Origin of the sequence: Halosimplex carlsbadense 2-9-1 (assembly GCF_000337455.1) — an archaeon.
Taxonomy (GTDB): Archaea; Halobacteriota; Halobacteria; order Halobacteriales; family Haloarculaceae; genus Halosimplex; species Halosimplex carlsbadense.
On the sequence record NZ_AOIU01000025.1, the window covers coordinates 25,407 to 47,590 of the forward strand.

At 69.1% G+C, this 22,184-nt stretch carries 27 protein-coding genes; 13 read left to right on the forward strand and 14 right to left on the reverse strand.

Going from position 1 to position 22,184, the window contains the following annotated elements; genetic code table 11:
• Positions 1 to 69: 69 nt before the first annotated feature.
• Positions 70 to 204 (reverse strand): hypothetical protein, encoded by a 135-nt coding sequence (locus C475_RS25135; RefSeq protein ID WP_006883793.1) that lies wholly within the window; start codon positions 202 to 204, stop codon positions 70 to 72.
• Between the two features lie 127 nt (positions 205 to 331).
• Here C475_RS25135 and C475_RS10455 point away from each other — a divergent pair, with 127 nt between their 5' ends.
• Both C475_RS10455 and C475_RS10460 read left to right on the forward strand, forming a co-directional pair.
• A complete protein-coding gene (locus C475_RS10455; RefSeq protein WP_006883794.1) occupies positions 332 to 2,014 on the forward strand; it encodes a tRNA uridine(34) 5-carboxymethylaminomethyl modification radical SAM/GNAT enzyme Elp3 in 1,683 nt (560 codons plus the stop codon).
• The gene (locus C475_RS10460; protein WP_006883795.1) at positions 2,015 to 2,674 is read left to right on the forward strand and encodes an RNA ligase family protein; all 660 of its coding nucleotides are present in this window, start codon (positions 2,015 to 2,017) and stop codon (positions 2,672 to 2,674) included.
• Positions 2,675 to 2,712: 38 nt separating this feature from the next.
• On the opposite strand, the gene C475_RS10465 is transcribed toward C475_RS10460, so the two are convergent.
• Positions 2,713 to 3,651, reverse strand: coding sequence for a hypothetical protein (locus tag C475_RS10465; RefSeq protein WP_006883796.1), 939 nt, complete (start codon positions 3,649 to 3,651; stop codon positions 2,713 to 2,715).
• Between the two features lie 120 nt (positions 3,652 to 3,771).
• Between C475_RS10465 and C475_RS10470 the strand changes: the two genes are divergently transcribed.
• The 4 genes from C475_RS10470 to C475_RS25325 all read left to right on the forward strand — a co-directional run bounded on the left by C475_RS10470 (position 3,772) and on the right by C475_RS25325 (position 7,091).
• Entirely contained in the window at positions 3,772 to 4,461 is a 690-nt protein-coding gene (locus C475_RS10470; RefSeq protein WP_049930436.1) for an MBL fold metallo-hydrolase, read from the forward strand.
• 76 nt (positions 4,462 to 4,537) lie between these two features.
• The gene (gene rqcH, locus C475_RS10475) at positions 4,538 to 6,727 is read left to right on the forward strand and encodes a ribosome rescue protein RqcH (RefSeq protein ID WP_006883798.1); all 2,190 of its coding nucleotides are present in this window, start codon (positions 4,538 to 4,540) and stop codon (positions 6,725 to 6,727) included.
• Positions 6,728 to 6,794: 67 nt separating this feature from the next.
• A complete protein-coding gene (locus C475_RS23845) occupies positions 6,795 to 6,950 on the forward strand; it encodes a hypothetical protein (RefSeq protein ID WP_161625184.1) in 156 nt (51 codons plus the stop codon).
• A gap of 63 nt (positions 6,951 to 7,013) precedes the next feature.
• Complete coding sequence (locus C475_RS25325) at positions 7,014 to 7,091, forward strand: DUF7577 domain-containing protein (RefSeq protein ID WP_394295279.1); 78 nt, start codon at positions 7,014 to 7,016, stop codon at positions 7,089 to 7,091.
• A 14-nt stretch (positions 7,092 to 7,105) separates the two neighbouring features.
• Here the strand turns inward: C475_RS25325 and C475_RS10480 are convergent, their stop codons facing one another.
• The 7 genes from C475_RS10480 to C475_RS10510 all read right to left on the reverse strand — a co-directional run bounded on the left by C475_RS10480 (position 7,106) and on the right by C475_RS10510 (position 13,271).
• Positions 7,106 to 7,519 carry a DUF5778 family protein gene (locus tag C475_RS10480; RefSeq protein WP_006883799.1) on the reverse strand — a complete coding sequence of 138 codons (414 nt, stop codon included), beginning with the start codon at positions 7,517 to 7,519 and terminating at the stop codon, positions 7,106 to 7,108.
• Positions 7,520 to 7,708: 189 nt separating this feature from the next.
• Positions 7,709 to 7,903, reverse strand: a complete 195-nt coding sequence (locus C475_RS10485; RefSeq protein ID WP_006883800.1) for a cold-shock protein — start codon at positions 7,901 to 7,903, stop codon at positions 7,709 to 7,711.
• 2 nt (positions 7,904 to 7,905) lie between these two features.
• Positions 7,906 to 8,100: a cold-shock protein gene (locus tag C475_RS10490; protein WP_006883801.1), complete on the reverse strand. Its 195-nt coding sequence runs from the start codon at positions 8,098 to 8,100 to the stop codon at positions 7,906 to 7,908.
• Between the two features lie 2 nt (positions 8,101 to 8,102).
• The gene (locus C475_RS10495; protein ID WP_006883802.1) at positions 8,103 to 8,297 is read right to left on the reverse strand and encodes a cold-shock protein; all 195 of its coding nucleotides are present in this window, start codon (positions 8,295 to 8,297) and stop codon (positions 8,103 to 8,105) included.
• Between the two features lie 67 nt (positions 8,298 to 8,364).
• The gene (locus C475_RS10500; protein WP_006883803.1) at positions 8,365 to 11,505 is read right to left on the reverse strand and encodes an FAD-binding and (Fe-S)-binding domain-containing protein; all 3,141 of its coding nucleotides are present in this window, start codon (positions 11,503 to 11,505) and stop codon (positions 8,365 to 8,367) included.
• A gap of 511 nt (positions 11,506 to 12,016) precedes the next feature.
• On the reverse strand, positions 12,017 to 12,703 hold the full coding sequence (locus C475_RS10505; protein ID WP_449404413.1) for an RAD55 family ATPase: 687 nt from the start codon (positions 12,701 to 12,703) through the stop codon (positions 12,017 to 12,019).
• A complete protein-coding gene (locus C475_RS10510; RefSeq protein ID WP_006883805.1) occupies positions 12,690 to 13,271 on the reverse strand; it encodes a HalX domain-containing protein in 582 nt (193 codons plus the stop codon). The genes C475_RS10505 and C475_RS10510 overlap by 14 nt, the downstream gene beginning before the upstream one ends.
• Positions 13,272 to 13,485: 214 nt before the next feature.
• Between C475_RS10510 and C475_RS10515 the strand changes: the two genes are divergently transcribed.
• Entirely contained in the window at positions 13,486 to 14,061 is a 576-nt protein-coding gene (locus C475_RS10515; RefSeq protein WP_006883806.1) for an MBL fold metallo-hydrolase, read from the forward strand.
• 126 nt (positions 14,062 to 14,187) lie between these two features.
• Here the strand turns inward: C475_RS10515 and dnaJ are convergent, their stop codons facing one another.
• The 5 genes from dnaJ to C475_RS10540 form a co-directional block, all read right to left on the reverse strand.
• Positions 14,188 to 15,348 carry a molecular chaperone DnaJ gene (dnaJ, locus tag C475_RS10520; protein WP_006883807.1) on the reverse strand — a complete coding sequence of 387 codons (1,161 nt, stop codon included), beginning with the start codon at positions 15,346 to 15,348 and terminating at the stop codon, positions 14,188 to 14,190.
• Positions 15,349 to 15,374: 26 nt separating this feature from the next.
• Positions 15,375 to 15,662, reverse strand: coding sequence for a hypothetical protein (locus tag C475_RS10525; protein WP_006883808.1), 288 nt, complete (start codon positions 15,660 to 15,662; stop codon positions 15,375 to 15,377).
• A 222-nt stretch (positions 15,663 to 15,884) separates the two neighbouring features.
• Entirely contained in the window at positions 15,885 to 16,538 is a 654-nt protein-coding gene (locus C475_RS10530; RefSeq protein ID WP_006883809.1) for a cupin domain-containing protein, read from the reverse strand.
• Between the two features lie 69 nt (positions 16,539 to 16,607).
• Positions 16,608 to 17,207: a DUF5789 family protein gene (locus C475_RS10535; protein WP_049930440.1), complete on the reverse strand. Its 600-nt coding sequence runs from the start codon at positions 17,205 to 17,207 to the stop codon at positions 16,608 to 16,610.
• Between the two features lie 61 nt (positions 17,208 to 17,268).
• The gene (locus C475_RS10540) at positions 17,269 to 17,547 is read right to left on the reverse strand and encodes a hypothetical protein (protein ID WP_006883811.1); all 279 of its coding nucleotides are present in this window, start codon (positions 17,545 to 17,547) and stop codon (positions 17,269 to 17,271) included.
• A gap of 134 nt (positions 17,548 to 17,681) precedes the next feature.
• Here C475_RS10540 and C475_RS10545 point away from each other — a divergent pair, with 134 nt between their 5' ends.
• The 6 genes from C475_RS10545 to C475_RS10570 all read left to right on the forward strand — a co-directional run.
• A complete protein-coding gene (locus C475_RS10545) occupies positions 17,682 to 19,445 on the forward strand; it encodes a Rieske (2Fe-2S) protein (RefSeq protein WP_006883812.1) in 1,764 nt (587 codons plus the stop codon).
• Positions 19,446 to 19,635: 190 nt separating this feature from the next.
• The gene (locus tag C475_RS10550) at positions 19,636 to 20,244 is read left to right on the forward strand and encodes a GAP family protein (protein WP_006883813.1); all 609 of its coding nucleotides are present in this window, start codon (positions 19,636 to 19,638) and stop codon (positions 20,242 to 20,244) included.
• 87 nt (positions 20,245 to 20,331) lie between these two features.
• The gene (locus C475_RS10555; protein WP_006883814.1) at positions 20,332 to 20,859 is read left to right on the forward strand and encodes a type IV pilin; all 528 of its coding nucleotides are present in this window, start codon (positions 20,332 to 20,334) and stop codon (positions 20,857 to 20,859) included.
• A gap of 145 nt (positions 20,860 to 21,004) precedes the next feature.
• Entirely contained in the window at positions 21,005 to 21,211 is a 207-nt protein-coding gene (locus tag C475_RS24340; protein WP_006883815.1) for a DUF7331 family protein, read from the forward strand.
• A 79-nt stretch (positions 21,212 to 21,290) separates the two neighbouring features.
• Positions 21,291 to 21,740, forward strand: a complete 450-nt coding sequence (locus tag C475_RS10565) for a DUF7322 domain-containing protein (protein ID WP_006883816.1) — start codon at positions 21,291 to 21,293, stop codon at positions 21,738 to 21,740.
• A 25-nt stretch (positions 21,741 to 21,765) separates the two neighbouring features.
• A partial coding sequence (locus tag C475_RS10570) for a DUF7346 family protein (protein ID WP_006883817.1) occupies positions 21,766 to 22,184 on the forward strand: 419 nt, incomplete at its 3' end.

The window sequence follows — 22,184 nt, forward strand, 5'->3', positions numbered from 1 at the left end:
CCCCGAGGAAAGGTCGCTGGGCCGAACCGGTTCGGTCACGTCGACGGACGGTCGGAAGACGATCGCGAGTCAGTCCTTGACTGCCCGGATCCCCTTCTTCGCGCCGTAGTAGGCCCACTCGGCGCTGTAACAGAAGACGCAGCCGCGGAACGTCGGTGTGGTCGGACCGTCCTCGGAGTCGCCGGCGTCGGCGGTAGCGGTCATGTGCGGAACGGAGGACTCGTCCGGCAAGAAGGTATCGTCGACGTGCGTCGCTGACAGGCCCGCCGAGGACCGCGCGATAGGCGAGCGACACGCTTATTCGCCGCAGGGGCCGATCCCTGACAACGCGATGAGCACCGAGACGCCCGACGCGGCCGACGCGGACAGCGACGAACCGGAGGCGTTCCTGCAGGCGTGCGAGGAGCTGGTCGACCGCATCCTCTCGGGCGAGATCGAGAAAGACGACGTTGAGACGGCGAAGAAAGAGGTCTGCGGGAAGTACTCCTCGCCGAAAGTGCCGCGCAACTCCGACCTGATCGACTTCGGGCCCGACGAGCGCCGGGAGGAACTGGCGGAGGTCCTCCAGCGCAAGCCCGTTCGCACGGCGTCGGGCGTCTCTCCGATCGCGATCATGACCTCGCCCCATCGGTGTCCCCACGGGAAGTGCCTGTACTGTCCCGGCGGTCCCGACTCGGAGTTCTCGTCGGCGCAGAGCTACACCGGCCACGAGCCAGCGGCCGCACGCGGCGTGCAGAACGACTACGATCCGTACGGACAGGTCCGCCTGCGGCTCGAACAGCTTCGGCAGATCGGCCACCCGGTCGACAAGGCCGAGCTGATCCTGATGGGCGGGACGATGACCGCCCGCAGCCACGACTACCAGGAGTGGTTCGTCAAGCGCGCGCTGGAGGCGATGAACGAATACGACCCCGAGGGCAACCCCGAACCCGCCGAGGACGAGAGCTTCGCACAGGACCCCGACGAGCGCGAGTTCAGCTACGTCGAGGACGTGATCGCCGAGAACGAGACCGCGGACGTGCGCAACGTCGCGACCACCTTCGAGACCAAGCCCGACTGGTGCGACCCCGAGCAGATCGACCGCATGCTCGATCTCGGCGCGACGAAAGTCGAGGTCGGCGTCCAGACCACCTTCGAGCGCATCAACCGCGAGATGCACCGCGGCCACGGCACGCAGGACGCCATCGACGCCAACCGCCGGCTGCGCGACTCGGGGTTCAAGGTCGGCTTCCACATGATGCCGGGCCAGCCCGGGATGTCCAAGGAGATGTGTCTCGAAGACTTCCGGCGTATCTTCGAGAACACGGACTGGCGGCCGGACTTCCTGAAGATCTACCCGACCCTCGTCGTCGAGGGGACGGTCACCTACGACTGGTACCAGCGAGAGGAGTTCGAGCCCCTCTCCAACGACGAGGCGGCCGAACTCGTCGCGGAGATCAAGTCGATGATCCCCGAGTACACGCGCCTCCAGCGCGTCCAGCGGGACATCCCCGCCGACTTCATCGAGGGCGGCGTCTGGAAGTCGAACCTCCGGCAGCTGGCTCGCCAGCGCATGGACGAACACGGCTGGACCTGCGACTGCATCCGCTGTCGAGAGGTCGGCCATCACGACGAGGAGCCCGAAGAGGTCACGCTCGACGTCGACACCTACGAAGTCGCGGGCGGCCGGGAACACTTCATCGGCTTCGAGGACCGCGAGAAGGGGATCCTCGTCGGGTTCTGCCGGCTGCGGTTCCCGAACGACCCGGTCCGACGAGAGTTGCAGGACGCCGCCGTGGTCCGCGAACTTCACGTCTACGGGAGCGAGGTGGGGGTGGGGCAGTCGGCCGGCGACGGGGACGGGAGCCACCAGCATCGGGGGTACGGCAAGCGACTCCTCGCGGAGGCCGAGCGACTGGCCGCCGACGCGGGCTACGGCAAGCTGGCCGTCCTCTCGGGTATCGGCGTCCGGCAGTACTACCGCGAGAAGCTCGGCTACCGCCAGGACGGCCCGTACGTCAGCAAGCGGCTGTGAGTGCGGTCGGCCCGGGGTCCCGAGCGCGAACGCGGCCCGTTCGTCCTGTTCGGGGAGAACATGGTCGCGCACACGCTGGAATACGACCGGGAGACGCCCCAGTTTCTCGGTTTCGACGTCTGGCAGGCCGAAGAGGAACGGTTCCTGCCGTTCGGGGACGCCGAGTTCGTGTTCGAGTCGATCGGGCTTCGAACCGTGCCGGTCGTCGAGCGCCGCGATGCGACCGCGTTCGGCGACGAGTACGGGAGGGGAGCGGATCTCGACTACGAGATCCCAGAGTCGGCCTACCGCGAGGGCCGCGCCGAGGGTGTCGTCCTCCGAAACGACGAGCGCGGAGCGCGCGCGAAAGTCGTCGCCGAGGCGTTTCGCGAGCGCCACGAGTCAGCCGACGACGAGCCCGAAACGGACACGGAGCGGCTGGTCGACCGGTACTGTACCGAACGCCGGATCGAGAAGGCCGCGCATCGACTCGTCGACGAGGGCGAGTGGGCGCAACTCCGCATGCCGATGATGGAAGACCTCCCGATGGCCGTCGTCGACGACATCTTCGCCGAGGAACACCGGGAGATCGCGAGGGAGGATTGGGAGATAGACGCGGCGGAGCTTCGGAGTCGGGTCAGTAGTCGGTGTGCCCCGATACTGCAGGACCGTGTCGACTGAGGCGGGCGGGGCAGTCGGAGTCGAACGCGTCGCGTGTCTCACTCCGGCGGCGGCGTCGCGCTCGGTCGCGTCACCGGTGGCCCGCGGTCGGTGAGGAACCCGCCGTAGTCGAGTTCCGCCCAGTAGAGCCCGCCGTCGTAGCGGACGAGCCAGTCCCCGTTCCCACCCTCATCCCGGACTGCCTCCTGGGCGCGGAAGCGTTCGACGACGCCCGCAAAGCCCTCGTCGTCGACGCTTTCGGCTGTGTAGCTGCCGCCGGTCGCCGACTCGACGACCTCGCGTTCGGCGTCGGAGAGCCCCGAGAGGGAGAACGCGTAGCGGTCGGTCAGGTCGGCGGCGAACGCCGTCGCGCTGTCGGCGACCCGGGTCGCCTCGTAGCGGAACGTCCGGAGGGAGTCCCGCTCGACGCCGTCGGTTGCGATCCGGTAGGTTTCGCCCTCGTAGACGACGGCGCCGTATCGCTGCCCGGGCACGAGCACGGACCGCCCGGCTTCGCGCTGCGTGTAGGCGACGGGGAACCCGAAGTCGAACCCCTCCTCCCGGTCCTCGCGCGGCCCGGCAAACAGCGGTTCGAGCGCGCGCCGGTCGACCGCCGGCAGGTCCTCGTAGGCGACCGCCTCGCCGCCGAAATCAGTCGTGTTGTAGTCGATCCGGATACCGCCGCCGTAGCCGGGGACGGTCCCGACCACCTCGTAGGAGACGTTGTAGTACGCGCCGTCGTAGCGGTACGCTCGGCCGGCGCGGACGAACTCGCGGCTGGCGTTGCGGGTCGTCGACCCGTTCTCGACCGCGGCGCGGACGATCCGGGCTTCTACCGTCTCGAAGGGGTCGTCGTCGCCGAGGTCGTAACTCGCCCGCTCGGCCAGACCGGCGTCGTCGACGGCCGTCATCGAGAGGCTGCCCGCGTAGCTGCCACAACCCGCCGCAGCCGCGGCGAGGGCGACCAGCAGCGTCGCGACAGCGAGCCGCCTGTCCATGCAGTTGTATCTCCCCGCTGTCAGGAGTGTCTTGTGGTGTCTGCGACGGCCGGCTGGGTGTCCGCCGAACGTCCGTCCGAGCGAGCGGCTTTTCAGTCACGGGAACTTCGACTCGTGTACATGCCGACGCGACTCGCCGAGGGGGTCTGGATGCTCGACCTCGGACTGTTCCCCCCGATCGCGACCAACGGGTTCCTGGTCGACGACGGGACCGTCACGCTGATCGACCCCGGTCTCCCCTGGAATCGCCCCTCCCTCGGCGCCGAGCTGTCGGAGCTCGGCTACGAGGTCGGCGACATCGACCGCGTGTTCCTCACGCACTACGACATCGACCACACCGGCGGACTCCGGGCGCTCGACGGCGCGTTCGACGGGCCCGTCTACATCGGCAGCGACGACCTCGCGCTCGGTCGCGGCGAGAGCGAGCCGAAGTGGCTCCACCACAAGGGGCTCTTTCACCGCGCCGCACGACGGCTTTTCCCGCTGCCCGCGCACATGGACGTCCGCGGCGTCGAGGACGGCGACGAGATCGGCCGGTTCACTGCCTACCACACGCCCGGTCACAACCCCGGTCACACGGTCTTCGTCCACGACTCCGGCGCGGCCTTCCTCGGCGATCTCACCTGGGAGGACGACGGCCGGCTCACCCCGCCGTTCTGGCTGGACTCCTACGATATGCGCCAGCTGACCGAGAGCATCAGGGACCTGAGCGAGCGCGTCCCGCCGTTCGAGGTCGCCGCGATGGGCCACGGCACGCCGCTGGTCTCGGACGGGCGGCGCGCGCTGCTGGAGTGTGCCGCGCGGGTGTGAGGAGTCGACTCGGCTCGCCCCCTCGGTGGAGCGGACGGTGCGACAGGCATTTGCCCCCGAGGGCGGACCGTGAGGTATGGACAGAAAGCGGGAGCTGACGAGCGTCGACCTCGCGGCGCTCGCCGGCGAGCTATCGGGCTACGAGGGCGCGGGCGTCGGGAAGGTCTATCTCTATCCCGATCGGGACCTGCTGCGGTTCCGGATGCGCCACTACGACCTGGGACGGACGGAACTGCTCGTCGAGGTCGGCGAGGACAAGCGAGTCAACGTCACCGACCCGGACCACGTGCCGGAGGCACCCGAGCGACCGCCGAACTTCGCGATGATGCTCCGGAACCGGATGCAGGGCGCCGAACTGGTCGACGTGTCGCAGTTCCAGTTCGACCGCATCCTCGAACTCACCTTCGAGCGCGACGACGAGACGACGACGATCGTCGCGGAGCTGTTCGGCGACGGCAACGTCGCCATCCTCGACGGCACCGGCGAAGTGATCGACTGCCTGGAGACCGTGCGACTGAAATCGCGAACGGTCGCGCCCGGCGCCCAGTACGAGTTCCCCAGCGCGCGGTTCAACCCGCTGGGCGTCGACTACGACGCCTTCGAGGCGCGGATGCGCGACTCCGACTCCGACCTCGTCAGGACGCTCGCCACGCAGCTCAACTTCGGCGGCCTCTACGGCGAGGAGCTCTGCACGCTCGCGGGCGTCGACTACAACGTCCCCATCGAGGAGGCGACCGACGACCAGTTGCGGGCGCTGTACGACGCGCTCCGACGGCTGGCCGACCGACTGGCCGACAGCGACCTCGACCCCCGCGTCTACTACGACCTCGACGACCCCGACGCGGAGGACCCGACCGACGACGACGGAGCGATCGAGGGCCAGCGCGTCGACGTGACGCCGATCCCCCTGGCGGAGTACGACGACCGCTACGGCGAGCCGTTCGACTCGTTCAACGAGGCGCTGGACGATTACTTCACCTTCGCCAGCGACGAGGACGATGAGGGCGGGGGCGACGCCGCGGGCGGCGACCGCGGCCGCCCCGATTTCGAGTCGGAGATCGCCAAACACGAGCGGATCATCGAGCAACAGCAGGGGGCCATCGAGGACTTCGAGGCACAGGCCGAGCGCGAGCGGGCGAACGCCGAAGCGCTGTACGCCAACTACGACCTCGTCGACGACATCCTCTCGACGGTCCAGGAAGCCCGCGCCGAGGACCGCTCGTGGGACGACATCGAGGAGCGCTTCGCGGAGGGTGCCCGACAGGGGATCCCCGCCGCGGAGGCGGTCGTCTCGCTCGACGGCAGCGAGGGGACGGTGACGATCGATATCGACGGCGAGCGGGTCACCCTCGCCGCGAGCGAGGGCGTCGAGAAGAACGCCGACCGCCTGTATCGGGAGGCCAAGCGCATCGAGGGCAAGAAGGAGGGCGCCGAGGAGGCGATCGCCCAGACCCGCAGCGAGCTGGAGGCCGTCGAGGAGCGCAAAGCGGAGTGGGAGGCCGCCGACGCCGGCGAAGCGGGATCGGGCGGCGACGAGAGCGAAGGAAGCGACGAAGACGACGACGAGCCCGTCGACTGGCTGGCCGAGCCGTCGATCCCGGTCCGCCAGTCCGACCACTGGTTCGAGGACTACCGCTGGTTCCACACCAGCGACGGCTTCCTCGTCATCGGCGGCCGGGACGCCGACGACAACGAGGATCTCGTCAAGAAGTACCTCGACCGCGGGGATCGGTTCTTCCACGCCCAGGCCCACGGCGGCCCCGCTACGATCCTGAAGGCCACCGGTCCGAGCGAATCGTACGACGACGACGTAGAGATCCCCGAGTCGAGCAAGTGCGAGGCGGCGCAGTTCGCCGTCTCGTACTCCTCGATCTGGAAGGACGGCAAGTTCGCCGGCGACGTGTACGAGGTCGGCTCCGACCAAGTGTCGAAGACCCCCGAGAGCGGGGAATTCCTGGAGAAGGGCGGCTTCGCCATCCGCGGCGACCGCACGTACTACGAGAGCACCGAGGTCGGCGTCGCCGTCGGGATCACCTGCGAGCCCGAGACGCGCGTCATCGGCGGGCCGCCCGCCGCCATCGAACCGAAATCGGAGACGACGATCACGGTCGAGCCGGGCCAGTACGCCCAGAACGACATCGCGATGCGGCTCTACCGGGAGTTCAAGGGCCGCTTCGCCGACGACTCGTTCGTCCGGAAGGTCGCCAGCGCCGACCGCATCCAGGAGTTCCTCCCGCCGGGCGGCAGCCGGATGGTCGACGACTGACGCGTCGCTCGACCCGGCGGGCCGCTCGCGGCGAAACCGTCTTGATAAACGAGTGGTAACGGCCGGCATGCTGTCTGCGCCGATGCGACTGCTCGCGGTCGCCGTCCTCGTCTTCGTCCCTGGGCTGTGCTTTCTCGCGCTGTTCCGACTCATCGACCGGATGGCCGACGACGGACTCGTCGCCCGCGTCGAACGCGGGGAGTTCGAGGCGGAGTCGCCCTGAAGCAGAGCCGCGAGTTCGATCGATCCCGCCGGCGTCGTCGCGGCTGCTCGCGACCGCGAGACAGTGGGCTGTCCGTCCTGCGGTGCCGAGAACCGGGCGGGGGTCGAGTACTGTCGGCACTGCCTGTCCGAGCTTCACTGACGAGGGTTCGATCGCTATGCCTGGGACTCGACGCCGACGGCGTCGTAGCCGCTCTCGCGGAGCGCCTCGACCAGCCCTTCCTGGTCGATGTCGGCCTCGTAGTAGAACACCACGTCGAACGTGCCTTCGCGGAGTAGCTGCTGGCACTCCCAGACGAACTCGTCGCCGTCGAGCGTCAGGCCCTGGTGCTGGTTGACACCGAACTCGCCGTCGTCGTTGCCGGAGTAGACGTACGTGTCGGTCGGCTCGATACCGGCGTGCTCGGCGATGTGGTTGCCGATCTCCAGGGTCGCCTCGTGGAGCGTCGGCTCCTGGTCGCCCGACAGGTCGGTGTGGACGATGACGCCGACGAGTTCGATCTCGCCGGGTTCGAGCAGTGCCTGGGCGCGCTGGTAGAGGTCGGTGTCGACGGCGTCTGCGTCGCTCATTGTCGCCACTCCGACGCGCTGGCTCTTGTGTCCCACGGTATCGCGCTGGGACGATCCGGGCGAGCGCGGCCGCTCGCCGAAGATATTCGGACGGTGAGCGATGGAGTCGCGGTCGAGCGCGACTCCTCGCGGACGGTGCCGCGGCTCACCGGTGAGACGACTGTGGTGGGAACCCACCAGGAGCCGCAGTTACAGGCGCTCGAGGTTCGTCGCGCGCGGGCCTTTGTCGGCCTGCTCGATGTCGAACTCGACTTCCTGCCCTTCTTCGAGGTCCGGACCGCCCACGTCCTCCATGTGGAAGAACACGTCCTCGTCGGCGTCTTCCGTGTCGATGAAGCCGTAGCCGCCGGTGTCGTTGAAGAAGTCGACCTCGCCTGTCGCCATCGTTACAGACGCTCCAGGTTGGTCGCTCGGGGACCCTTGTCGGCCTGCTCGATATCGAACTCGACTTCCTGACCCTCTTCGAGATCGGGGCCGCCGACGTCTTCCATGTGGAAGAAGACGTCTTCGTCCGCGTCGTCGGTGTCGATGAAGCCGTAGCCGCCAGTGTCGTTGAAGAAGTCGACTTTCCCTGTCGCCATTGTTACAGACGCTCCAGGTTCTCGGCGCGCGGGCCTTTGTCTGCCTGAACGATGTCGAACTCGACTTCCTGCCCCTCCTCGAGGTCAGGACCGCCGATGTCCTCCATGTGGAAGAACACGTCCTCGTCGGCGTCGTCAGTGTCGATGAAACCGTAACCGCCAGTGTCGTTGAAGAAGTCAACCGTACCGGTCGCCATTGCAGCTAGTTAGACGAGATGACTCTATTAAAGTCTGGCGGGTCAGCGTGAAATGTGTTACCGCACGTCACTCCTCGGGAGCGACCGCGTCGGCGAGCCGCTCGACGGGGTGGGGCGGCGATTCGCTCCCCTCGTGGTCGTCGAGCTGGGACCGGCAGGAGGCGCCGGGGGCGACGACTTCGTCGCCCGGACTGTCGTCGACCTGGTCGAAGAGGATCGACCCGATGGCCTTGCTCATCGAGTAGTGTTCGGCCTCGTAGCCGAAGCTGCCGGCCATGCCACAACAGCCCGAATCGAGGGCGTCGACCTCGTAGCCGGCCCGGCGGAGGACGCCGACGGCGTGGTGGTCCTTCTTCGTGGCCTTCTGGTGGCAGTGGCCGTGGTAGGTGAGCGACGCGGCCGGCGCGTCGAAGTCGATGTCCCCGTCGAGGCGGAAGCGGTCGACGTACTCGCAGACGCCGTAGGCGTTGGCGGCGACCGTCTCGGCGGCCGCCCCCGAGAGCAGGTCGAGGTAGTCGTGCTGGAACATCACCGCGTCGGAGGGCTCGACGACGACCAGGTCCCAGCCGTCGGCCACGCGGGGCGCGAGTTCGTCGACGTTTCGCTCGGCGCGCTCGCGGGACGTGTCGAGAAAGCCCTTCGAGTGGGCCGCGCGGCCGCTGGACGCCACGTCGTCGGGCACGTCCACGTGGACGCCCGCGGCTTCGAGGACGCGAACGGCGGCTTTCCCGGCCTCGGGGTGGCTGTAGTTGGTGTAGGTGTCGGGGAAGACGAGCGCCTTCCGCTCGGCCTCGGCCTCGGAGACGCCGGCCTCGCGGCCGGCGAACCAGTCGACGAACGACTCGCGCTCGAACGTCGGCAGCGCCCGCTCGCGGGCGATCCCCAGTACCTTCTCGGCGACGAGGCCGCTCCCGGGGAGCTTCTGCAGCCAGTTCGAGACGGGCGCTGTGGCGCTGCCCAGCGCGCTCAGTCGGTCGACGTTGGCGAACACGCGCTCGCGCAACGAGGTACCGTGTTCCTCGTGGTGGGCGTGTTCGACTTCCGCTTTGAGCTTCGCCATGTCGACCTCGCTGGGACAGTCCTTCGCACAGCCCTTGCAGCCGATACAGAGGTCCATCACCTCGCTCACGAACTCGTCGTCCGTCGGGTCTTCGGGGAGGTCGCCGCTCATCGCCTGGCGGAGCATGTTCGCCCGGCCCCGGGTCGCGGTGACCTCCTCGTCGGCCGCGCGGTAGGTCGGACACATCACGCCGCCGGTGGTGTCCTGGCCGCCGCGACAGCCGCCACAGCCGTGACAGAGCTCGACCATGCCCTGCATGCCGTTGTCGTTGTCCCAGTTGAGGTCGGGCTCGAACCCCGCGTCGAAGGCGTAGTCGGGGTCGAACCGCAGGTCTTCGGTCATGTCGACGGTGCGGGCGCGCTCGGGCGCCTCGCCCGCCTTCACGTCGGCCGCGTCGACGCCGACGACCTGGCCGGGGTTGAGCAGCCAGTCGGGGTCGAAGGTGGCCTTGATGTCGCGGAACAGGTCCCACACCTCCTCGCCGTAGAGCTTCCGGTTCCACTGGGTCCGGGCGCGCCCGTCGCCGTGTTCGCCCGAGACCGAACCGTCGTACTCGACGACCAGGTCGGTCACCGCGTCGGCGATGGACTCCATGGCGGCCACGCCGTCGACGGACTTCGTGTCGATCAGCGGCCGGATGTGCAGACAGCCCGGCCCGGCGTGGGCGTAGAAGCTCGCGTAGGTGTCGTGCTCGTCGAGGACGGCCTGGAAGTCCGCGACGAACTCCGGGAGGTTCGCCGGCGGGACCGCCGTGTCCTCGATGAAACTACCGTGTTTCGCGTCGGTCGTCCGCGAGAGCAGGATTGGCAGACCGCTCTTGCGCAGTTTCCAGAAGCGGGCGCGGTCGGCCTCCTCGTGGGCCTCGCGGGCCGCGAAGGCGCGGATCGGCGCGTCGGTCACGTCGGCTGCCCCCTCGGCGGGGGCGGTCTCGGTCGTCGCCGCGCCGACGAGGGCGTCGCCGAGTTGCTCTGCGGCCGCCGTGTCACCAACGCGGTCGGCGATCAGGTCGGCGACCCGCTGGCGGCCCTCGTCGTCGGTCTCGGCGTAGAACTCGACGAGCAGGACCGAGCCCGTGCCGTCGGGGAGTACCGAGTCGACCAGCTCGCCGAACTCCTCCGTGTCGGCGGCCAGATCCAGCAACACGTCGTCCAGCACTTCGACCGCGGCCGGGTCGTGGTCGAGGATCGGTTGCACGTCCTCCAGGGCGTCGAGCAGGGACTCGTAGGTGAGCAGCGCCAGCCCCTTCGTCTCGGGGACCGGCTCCAGCGAGACGGTCGCCTCCGTGACGATGGCCAGAGTGCCCTCGCTGCCGGCGAGCAGACGGGCGACGTTGACGGTCTCCCGTTCGCCATCCAGCGCTTCCCGGGCCTCGGCGACGAACGCGTCGAGGTTGTACCCCGAGACGTTGCGCTTGAGTTCGGGGAACGCCGCCTCGACGGCGTCGATCTCCTCGTCGACGACCCCGGCGAGTTCGGCGTAGATCCGGGCTTCCAGATCCCCGTCCGGGTCGGCCCGCTCGCGGAGTTCCTCCAGGGTCACCTCGCCGAAGCGGGTGACGGTCCCGTCGGCGAGGACGACCTCGCATTCCTCGACGTAGGCGTCGGTCTTGCCGTACTGCAGCGAGTGGGCGCCCGTCGAGTTGTTGCCGATGGCGCCGCCCAGCGCGGACTTGTCGCCCCACGCGGGGTCGGGTGCGAACTTCAGGTCGTGGGCGGCCAACTCGGCGTTCAGTTCGCCGAGGATGGCCCCGGGTTCCGCGCGAGCCAGGCGCTCGTCGGCGTCGACCGTGAGGACGCCGTCCATATGGCGAGTGAAATCGAGGACGACGGCTTCGTTGACGGTCTGACCCGCGAGGGAGGTGCCGCCGCCCCGGGGGAGCACCGGGATGGACCGCTCGGCGCAGTAGGAGACGACGCTCGCCACGTCGGCGGTCGACTCGGGGTAGACGACGCCGACGGGCGTCACCTCGTAGATGCTCGCGTCGGTCGCGTACAGCTGACGCGAGTAGTCGTCGAATCGCACCTCACCCGCGACCCGCTCGTCTAAGTCCGCGACCAGTCCCGGTCGCGCCACCGCGTCGGCCGCGTAGTCGTAGCCCGCCCGCGGGTCACCCGCTGGGTCGGACTCCGGCCGGTCGCTCGTTCCCATGCTCGACGACTACGCGACTCGGCGGATTAAACCCCAGCCATCGCTGGCGGGGGGCGGTTCGCTCGACGGGAGAATGGCGGCCGGAGGCCGCCGCCCGTCGCGATGTCAAAACGCTACTCGGGACCGAGTAGCCGTTCCGATGACAGCACCACGGTGGTGGGCCAGTGGTGTTGGTGGCTGCAGTGGCTGGCAGTGGCTAGTTAGCGCGCGATGCTCGCTGGTTCGGGGTCGTTCCCCGGTGGCTCGAACGTGCTCGGCCGGACGCTCTCTCACTCCGACCGTTGCACTTGCACATTTTGCGTTTTCGGACATAAGTCTTGTCTACAATGGGGTGGGATAGACCTAATATCGATTATTCGTACACAATTTCTCAGTACGATTGATCGCAAGGGGGTCGGTCACGCTCGCCGTGCGAATCGCCCCGGTCGTCGCGCGAGCGGTTCGGGGGAGAGAGGCGAACGGCGGCGCTCGAGCGGTAGCGGCGCCGCTGTGGTGACGGGCGGGAAATCGCTCAGAACTCCTGCCAGTCGGTGGGTTGGCCGGCGAGGCCGAGGACGCGGGCCTCGCGGCGGCCGTCTTCCTCGCGGATCTCGATCATACCGTCGAAGGCCTGCTTGATGACCTGCAGCGTCTGGTCGTCGTGGGCCGACGAATCGATGGTAAAGAGCCCGAGGTAGCCGGCGGAGTCGAACCGCGAGGAGAGGACGTGGCAGAACTTGAAGACGGTCTTGCGGTCCGTATAGGTGAGCATCGTCGACAGCGAGGTGAGCGCGAAGCGGCCGTTGTCGGCGCCGTTGTTGTGGAGGTACTCGAGGCACTCGGTGATCCCGATACCGATGCCGGTCAGGTCGCCGGGCGAGGAGACGTGGTAGACGTAGCTGCCGGAGGCGGTGGCCTCGCCGCGGCGGCTGCCGTCGCCGCGGCAGTCGACGACGCTGACCCGCGACTCGTCGGCCTCGGGCGCGCGGTCGAGGAAGTCTTCGAGGACGTTCTCGGCGCGGTCGCCGGTGGTGACGACGAGCGAGCCCTGGTCGCGCTCGGCGCCGTCGGCAAGCACTGACAGCGCCAAGTCCTCCTTGCCGCTCATCGCGGGGCCGGAGACGAGGATGTTCGACCCCGGGCGGACCGACTCCAGCGCCTCGAACTCGAGTACGTCGGTCAGGTCGTACATCGTCTCGGAATCACTACTCCTCGACATCGCTCAGTCCTCGCAGCGTTGCGATGAAGTCCTCGTCGTCGTCGATACCACCCAGCGTGCCCGAGAGGTCCTCCTCCAGTTCGTCGACCCGCTCGCGGAGTTCGAGGTACTCCCCGTTGTCGGCGAGTTCGGCGCTGCTTTTGGTCGCTTCGAGCGTCGCCTGTTTCTCGACCAGCGAGTAGTACTCCTGTAGCATGTCGTCGTAGGCCGACCGCTCCAGCAGGTTCTCCACCGTCTCGTGGAGCTGCTGGCTCCGAATCGGCTTACAGAGATACGCGTCGAACCCCATTTCGAGGATGTCGAAGTCCGGCTCGACCGCCGTCACCATGGCCACCCTGCAGTCGAGCTCGCGCTCTCGGATCCGCGCTAACACCTCGTCGCCGGAGAGACCGGGCATCATCCGGTCGAGGAGGACTACGTCGACCTCGTCGTCGAGTTCGGCCAGCCCCTCGTCGCCGCTCCCGGCCATCCGGACCTCGTAGTCGTCGGCGAGCCAGAGGTTGTACGTCTCGGCGACGTCGGGCTCGTCCTCGACGATGAGTACGACTGGCGTTTCCGATCCTGTCATCTGCTCTCTACGGCCTCGTTGTCGTTCATCACACATAGCCCTGTGGGTCCGAGTCGTTCGCGTGATAGCAGTAGGCGGCGGGATTTCCCCGGTTTCCTCGACCCCGCCGAGCCCCCGCTCGACCGCGGCGGTCGCGGCGCGGATCCCCTCCCCGATTCGGCCGGCCCGGTCGCGAATCGGTACCCTCACCGCCCCGGCGCGAGTATCGACCGTCGTGATCGCAAACGTCGCCCGCGGCCAGCAGGTCTTCACCAGCAACGCCTTCCTCGTCACCGGCGAGCGCACCGTCCTCGTCGACGCCGGCAGCGAGTTCGACGCCGCCGCCGAAGTCCGCGACCGCGAGGCCGCCCTCGACGCCGTCGTCCTCACCCACACTCATCCCGACCACGTGGGCAACACCGGCGCCCTCGTCGACGCCTTCGACTGCGACGTGTGGGGCTTCGACCCCGACCACGACCTCGTCGACCACGCCCTCGGCGACGGCGACACCGTCCAGTTGGGCGACCACAGCTACGAGGCGCTGCACACCCCCGGACACAAGGACGACCACCTCTGTCTCTACGCCGCCGGCCCCGAGGTCTGCTTCGCCGGCGACCTGGTGTTCGCCAACGGCAGTTTCGGCCGGACGGACCTCCCCGAGGGCGATCGCGAGGTCCTGATCGACAGCATCGAGTACCTCCGCGACACGGTCTCGCCGGAACTCGAAGCGATGCACACCGGCCACGGCCCCAGCGTCACCGACGACCCCTACGACCACATCGAGGCCGCGCTCCGGGCCGCGAAGTTCTGAGACGCCACTCGGGCCGAGAGATCCGTCTCCGAGAGCGTTCAGTACGAGCGTGCGGGCGGCGGTGCAGTGGCCCGCGTCCCCGAGTCCGCGCCTCGGGCGAGTCACGCGGGACGTCTCACCCCGTCGTCAGAACGAGTCTTTGATCTTCTCGAAGAAGCCCTGTCCCACGTCGACCTCCTCGCCGCCGGCCTCGGCGAAGGCTTCGAGGGCTTCGCGCTGTTCGGCGTTGAGGTCGTCGGGCGTGACGATCTGGACCTGGACGTATAGGTCGCCGTCGCCGCGCCGTCGGAGCCGGGGCATGCCCTTGCCGGAGAGGCGGAACGTCTCGCCGCTCTGGGTGCCCGCGGGCACGTCGAGTTCGACGGCGCCGTCGACGGTCGACACTTCGATGGTGTCGCCGAAGACGGCCTGCGGGAAGGAGATCGGCTCCTGGTGGTGGAGGTCGGCGCCCTCGCGCTCGAAGTCGGGGTGGTCGCGGACGGCGACCTCGATCAGCAGATCGCCCTTGGGCCCGCCGCGCTCGCCGGGCGCGCCCTCGCGTTCCATGCGGAGGGTCTGGCCGTTCTCGATACCGGCGGGCACCTCGACGGAGAGCGAGGCGTCCTCGCGGACGACGCCGTCGCCGCGGCAGGTCGAACACGTCTCCTCGTAGACGGTGCCCTCGCCCTCGCAACGCCGGCAGGTCTGCCGTTGCTGGACGCGCCCCATCGGTGTCTGCTGGGTGGTCGTGGTCTGGCCGCGACCGTCGCACTCGGGACACTGCCGGGAGTCGGTGTCCGGCGGGTGCCCCTGGCCGTTGCAGTCGGGACAGGTGTCCGGTCGAGTGACGTTGAGTTCCTTCTCGACGCCGTGATAGGCGTCCTCGAGGTCGATCTCCAGGGTGGTCCGCAGATCCTGGCCCTGGCGGGGTCGGTTGCCGCCGCGGCCGCCGCCGCCGCCGAAGAACGTCTCGAAGATGTCGGACATGTCGCCGAACGGGCCCTGGCCGCCGCCGCCCATGCCGCCCATCCCCCCCATGCCGCCGGCCCCGCGGCCGCCGTTGTCGGTGGCGCCGTGTTTGTCGGCCTCGACGTAGCGGTCGTGGCCGAGCTGGTCGTACATCTGGCGCTGTTCGTCGTCGGTGAGGACCTCCTTGGCCTTCTTGACCTGCTTGAACTTCTCCTCGGCGTCGGCCTCGTCGCTCACGTCGGGGTGATACTCCCGGGCTTTCTCCCGGTAGGCCTGCTGGATCTCCTCCTCGCTGGCGTCTCGGGAGACCCCCAGCACCTCGTAGAAGTCCTCGCTCATCGCTTGTGCCGGTGTAGAAGATTGAGCTACTTGAATAGAACGGGTTCGTCGCGGTCGGGCGCTCGGGCCGGCAGGCGCCCGGCCGGTCGCGGTCGCCCGCCGGTCGGGGCGCCTGCACCCGGGCGCACGCTGTCGGTGAACAGCAGCGCCTTCTGGGACTTCTGGACCGCGGCGTCGCCCCCGTCGCCCTCGGCCGCGGCGACGCCGGCACCGAACGCGGCGGCGGCCCCCACGGCGGCGAGCGCGCTCTTTTTCAGCACTGATCGACGCGATTCCTCTGGGGTGTCGAACGACAGGACGGAGTCGTCCGTCATCGAGAGCCTCCGTGTGCCGGTTGCGGACTCACGCCGAACAGTTCGGCGCCTGCCATCGAAACGGGTGTCCCTTCGTCACCCGGGCGTACACCCGCCGACAACAGGGGGACGGGAGAGGGATATACGCACCCGCCGATCGCGGCCGCGCCGTGGGCGCTATCGGACGATTGTCGGCCCCACCCACCGTTCGCCTGCAAGTCCGTCGATCTGTGGCTCACCTGCTCAGCCGCGAAACGGCGGCTCGTCGAACGCCGCCCCGCAGCCCTCGCAGGCCGCGACGACGACGTCCCCGTGCAGCGTGAGCGTCATCGCGTCGCGCCCGCAGTCGGGACACGGCGCGGGGACACGGTCGGCGTCGCAGTCTGGACAGCGAAAGGTGACCCCCTCACCGCCGGCGTCGAGCGCGAAGTCGGCCCCGCCGCAGTCGGGACAGCGGACCGGTACGCGAACGTCCGTCGTCTCGCGGGGCGCGCCGATTGCGAGCGCGACGAGATCGGACTCCCCGCGGTTGTATCCCGACTGGTACTCGCCGGGGGCGAACCGGATCGCTTCGCCGGCGTCGACTTCGACCTCGCGGCCGGTCCGCGCGTCACCGCCGGTGGCGCCGCTCCCGTCGTCGCGGTCGACTGCCGGGGCGTTCGGATCGCGACCGGGGAGCGTCTCGAACGTCGCGGTCCCGTTGAGGACGACGAAGACCTCCTCCTGGTCGGCGTGAGTGTGGAGGCCGCTCGGGAACCCCTCACCGGGCGGGACGCGGTAGCGGTTGAGCGCGACGCCGTCGGTGTCCAGCGGGTCGGAGAGCCCGCGGCGGTCGGTGCCGGTCGCCGATCCGTCGGCCGGTTCGTCGGCGAGGCCGTCGAACGCGACGCGTTCCATGTCGGTCCGTCGGCGCCGACCGGAAAATGTCTGTGGACGGCCGACTCGGTGGACCGGTAGGCGGCCGTTCTATACCCCGAGCCACTCGTCGTTGCGGACCTCGTAGCCGTTCGACCGACAGAACTCCGCAGCGCGGCGTCGCACGTCCCGGGACCCCGGGAGCGTCTCCTTCTCCCGGATCCGCTCGACGATCCAGTCGGTGATGACCTCGACGCCCTCGTCGTCGTCGTCGGCGTCAATGGCTTTCAGTTCCCGGAGCGTCCGCTCGTAGGCCTCGTACTGCGAGCTGCCGAACTCGGCCGACTGGTGGTCGTCGGCCGCCTCGACGACCCGCTTCATCGCCGCGGCGACGGTCGGCCGCAGGACCCGAATCCGGACTTCCTCGGGCGACTCGTAGGTCGACGCCGTCGACCGCGGGATCAGATCGCCCAGATCGTAGCTCCCCTCGCCGGACTCGACTTCGTGGGAGCCGAACGCTTCGATGACTTCGATCCCGGTCGCGGGGAACGACATCGTCTCCAGTTCCACGTCGAGGGCGTCCAGTTCCTCGTCGTCGACCGGCGGCTCGGTCTCGTCGCCGCGTTCGAGCTCCTCGAGCATCGCACGGGTTCGCTGTCGGTTCTCCTCGTCCCGGGCTTGCTTGTCTCGCCCCGCTCTGTCGTCTGGCATACTACGGACTTCGCGTCCGGCGCGGAAAACCCTGTGCCCGCTGGGGGCGCCCCCGCGCCGGTCACTCCGTCTCGGCCCGGTCGCCCCAGGCGTCTGCCGACTCGCGGCCGTCCGCGTCGAGGGGTTCCGCGCAGTACGCGCAGTCGGTCCGACCGGCGTCGGTCCTGGCGCCGCAGTGCGGATAGTTCGTCAGCGCGTCCGGGTCGGTGTCGTCGTACGGCGAGAGCCCGTAGTGAGCCCGGTGCTCCATCTTCACGTAGATGAGCCAGCCCGTGACCAGCGTCGTACCCGCTATCGCGACGACGATGCCCGCGTCGGCGAAGGCGTCGGCGAGGCTCACATCTCCGCAATCGAGACACGCGTCCATCAGTTTTCCCCGGTCCGGGACGGCTCCATTGGCCCCAGACGTGACACTCGAAGTTCAAAAACGACGTTCAGCGAACGCCTTTACCGACGGCGAGCGTTTCGTGCAGTATGGCAACAGAGTCCACGGACGGGCCGGACGGCTACGAGGAGGCCGCGGACCTGGCGACCCTGCAGGAGGACGGCCGGGCGGTGGCGACCGTCGGCGGCCACAGCGTCGCCCTGTTCCACCACGAGGGCGAGGTGTACGGGGTCGACAACCGCTGTCCGCACATGGGCTTCCCGCTCGCGAAGGGGAGCGTCGAGGACGGCCTGCTGACCTGTCACTGGCACCACGCGCGGTTCGAGCTGTCCTGCGGGGACACCTTCGACATCTGGGCCGACGACGTGCAGACGTTCCCGACCGCGGTCGACGACGGCGCGGTGTACGTCGACCCCGACCCGGAGACGGACGTGGCGCCCGAGGTCCACTGGCGCAACCGCCTGGTCGACGGCATGGCCGAGAACCTCTCGCTGGTGCTGGCCAAGAGCGCGATCCACCTCGACCACCACGGGGAAGGGTTCGCGACGCCGCTGGAGACGGCGGTCGACTTCGGGACCAAGTACCGGGCGGACGGCTGGGGCCGCGGCCTCACGACGCTCGGCGCGATGGCGAACCTCTACGACCAGGTCGACCACGACGAGAAACAGCGGGCGATGTTCGTCGGCGTGCGCGAGGTGGCGAGCAACTGCGCGGGCGAGCCCCCTAGATTCGACCAGTACGCGCTGGACAACGAGGACCTCAGCAAGGAGCGACTCAAGTCGTGGTTCCGGGAGACCTGCGAGGTCCGCGACTCGGACGGCGCCGAGCGCTGTCTGCGGGCGGCGACCGCGACCCTGCCGCCCGCGGACCTCGTCGAGATCACCGTCGCCGCCGCGACCGACCACCTCTACATGAACGGCAGTCACACGATAGACTTCGTCAACAAGGCCTTCGAGACGCTCGACCACGTCGGCTGGGAGCAGGCGCCGGACGTGCTCGCCTCGACCGTGGACACCATCACCGACGGCTCGCGCGCCGAGGAGACGAGTGCCTGGCGCCAGCCCGTCGACGTGGCCCAACTGTGTTTCGACGCCGACGACGAGATCCCCGACCTCGCCGCGGCGGGCGCCGAGAAATCGTGGGAGCGGCCCGACGACTTCGTCGACCGCCTGCTCGGCGACGATCCGCACGCCATCGACGAGGCACTCCGCGACGCTGTCGCCGCGGGCGCGACGACCGAGCAACTCGCCCACGCCGTCGCCGTCGCGGCCCTCCGGCGGGTCGCGCAGTTCGCCACCAGCAACGAGTTCGGCGACTGGAACACGGTCCACCACACCTTCTCGTTCGCCAACGCCGTCGAACGGCTCGCGGGTCGCACCGACGCCGACGCCCTGTATCGGGCGTGCTGGCAGGGCGCGATGTCGGTGTACCTCGACCGGTTCCTCAACCAGCCCGCGGCGCCGCTGCCCGAAGCGGGCGCCGGCGGGGACGACGACCCCGCCGAACTGCGCGAGCGCCTGCTCTCGACGTTCGACGAGCAGGGCCGCGTCGACGAGGCCGGGCGGATCGTCGGCCGGCACTTCGACGCCGACGGCGATCCCGACGCCCTGAAGCGGACGATGGCCGAGGGGCTCCTGCGGGAGGACGCGGGCTTTCACACCCTCCAGACCGTCGAGGGAGGGTTCGCGCAGTTCGAGGCCGCCGAGAGCGACCACGAGCGGCGGCTCGCCCTGATCGCGCCCGCGAGGTACATGGCCGCCCACTTCCCGACTCGGCGGGAGAACGAGCAGACGTTCGCCATCGCCGAGCGACTGTACCGCGGCGAAGCGATCCACGAGGCCGCGGACGACTGACGATCGGAACCGACTCGGCGGGCGGAACCGACTCGGCGGGCGGTTCCACTCGCCGATTTCGACTTGAGAGCGCCTGCAATAGCCTGATCTCGGTCGCACACACAGATGTGTGCGTGCGCTCACGCGTCTCGGGGCGGACGCACCAGCCCACGCCCGGAGCGGTGACGATCCGCCGGGGAGCGGTCGACGGATGAGTTTCCTCACGATACTGCCGCTCGCGGTCGTGATGGTCGCCGGCCCGCAGATCCTCTCGGCGATCTTCCTGGCGACGAGTCGCGAGTGGCGGCGCAACTCGGCGCTGTTCGTCGTCGGTGCCGGGCTCTCGATCTCGACGGTGATCGCGCTGGCGTACTTCCTCGGCATCGGGTCGCGCAGGGCCGGCGGCGGCTCGAATGAACTCCTCTCGACGGTGGTCCTCGTGTTGATCGTCGCGGCGATGCTATCGACGTTCCTCGGCCGCGAGGACTCCGAGCCGCCCAAATGGATGGGGAAACTGGAGCGAGCTACGCCCCGGTTCTCCTTTCGGCTCGGGTTCCTGCTGCTCGGCGTCTTCCCGACCGACATCATCACCTCGGTGGCAGTCGGGGCACACCTCGCCAGTAACGACCTCCCGCTGGTCGACGCGGCGCCGTTCGTCGGGTTGACGCTCTCGCTGCTGGCGCTGCCGTCGCTCGCAGTCTTCCTGCTCGGTGACCGCGCCGAGACGGTCCTGCCGCGGATCCGCGACTGGATGAACGACAACTCGTGGGTCGTCAACGAAGTCGTCCTCGCGTTCTTCCTCGTGTTGACGGTCACCTGATCCCCCGTGGCGCGACGGAACTCGTCTCTCCGACGACCGCCCGCGGGACCCCGACACCTAACTACCAGGCGCGAATGAGTTCGGGTAATGGCGAAGGGCTCGCAGGGACTGGTCGGCGACGAGCGCGGCGGCGTCGAGCGGTGGGTCGTCTGGCTGGTCGCGCTCGCGGTCGTGGGCGGACTCGCCGGCTCGGTGGTCTACCTCGACGACGAACTCCGACGCGACAGCCCCGGCGCCGACTTCTCGGTGTCGTTCGAGTCGGAGACGGGGACGTTGACCGTCGAGCACGCGGGCGGCGACGCGATATCCGACCGGACGACCGAGCGCCTCTCCGTCGTCGTCCTCGACGGCTCGACCGGGACGAACGAGGAACTCGCCTGGGTGAGTGATTCCCCCGGCGCGACCAAGCGTGGGGTCGGGTATCCGATACGGCCGGGGGACTCGCTGACGGTCGACGACCCCCGTGTCGACGCAGACGGCGACGGAAGCTATCTCGACGCCGAGCGGAGCGTCGGCTTCTACCTGGAGCCCGGCGACTCGGTACGGGTCGTCTGGACCGGCTCGATGCGCGGGACGACCCAAGCCGTGACGCTCGCGAACGCCACCCTGGAGTAGTCGAGACCGGTTTCGATGCCAGGTGAGCGCGCTCGGCGGTGGGCACTGAACGCCTTCGCTGCGCTCGCAGACAGCGCGGGACCGGGTCGGTGTCGGTGCAGGCAGAAGATACTTGTCACGGTGTGCCAAACCCGGCGGTGAAGCCATGACGGACCACGCGACGCGACCCGGCGAGGCGGACAGTGCCGAGAGCCAGCCGTCCGCGGACGTGCGAGTCGCGCCCGCCGACCCGGAGGGCGTCGCCGCCACAGACGCCTACGAGGTCGACGGCGGTGTGGTCCTCTTCGATACCGAGAACCCGCTCGCGTGGGTCGAGTCCGACGACGCCCTGTCGCTCGGACGGATGGTCTGAGACCGCCGGCTGCCGGTCCCAGTTCGCGGGTGCCGGGCGAGTGGGAATCCTTTTGCCCGCCAGCGCGTAACTCGCCGGTGTGTCCGAGGACGGCGCGGACGACGAGAGCGGGCTACTGGACGACCCCGAGCGCTTCGAGCACTCGCTCGGTCCCGACGTGCCTGAAGTCGACATCCCGACGGTCTCGATCCCGGGCGAAGACGAGGGCGAAGCCGCCGAGGACGAGGGCGCCGAACTCGACGACGACGCCGCGTTCGACACTGACGTCGACCCGGAGGTGAGCCGGACGTTCTGGCGGCTGGTCGCCGTCTTCGACGTGGCTTTCCTCGCGCTCGCGCTCGGACCGATGTTCATCTACTTCGAGGGCGACTGGAACGTCGGCGGCCCGCTGGTCGCCCTCGGTGCGGTCTCGTTCCTCTACGGCGTCCGCGAGTACCGCGCGTTCCGTCGATCCAGAGCGTCCGAGGCCGCCGCCGACGAACCGCGAGCGACCGACGACGCCGACACCGACGACGACCGGAACCGCTAACCCCGCGAGACCGCTACGGGCGGCCATGCGAACGGTCCGCGACGACACTGGTCGCCGTCTGGTCCTGTTGAAGGAGTCGAGCGACTCGTCGCTCGTGCGCGACCCCGAGACCGGGGAGCGCCGCCACGTCGCAAACGACCGGCTGGAGTCCGTCGACGGCGAGTCGCCGCTGGAGACGGCCAGCCGCGCCGTGCCCGACCCGGTCAGGGCCGTGGCGAGCGCGGTTCACGACGACCGCTCGCTCGGGCTCTTGCTGGAGATCGACGCCCGTTCGCCTGTCGACGTGCGGACGCTGACGGGCGCGGTCGACCTCTGCGAGAGCGACCTGCACGGCCTCCTCTCGGAGTTCCGGGCGGCCGGACTGGTCACCGAGACCGACGCCGCCGGCGTCCGCGGCTACGAGACGACCGAGCGGGCGAGCGAAGGGCTGGCCGCGATGCGCGG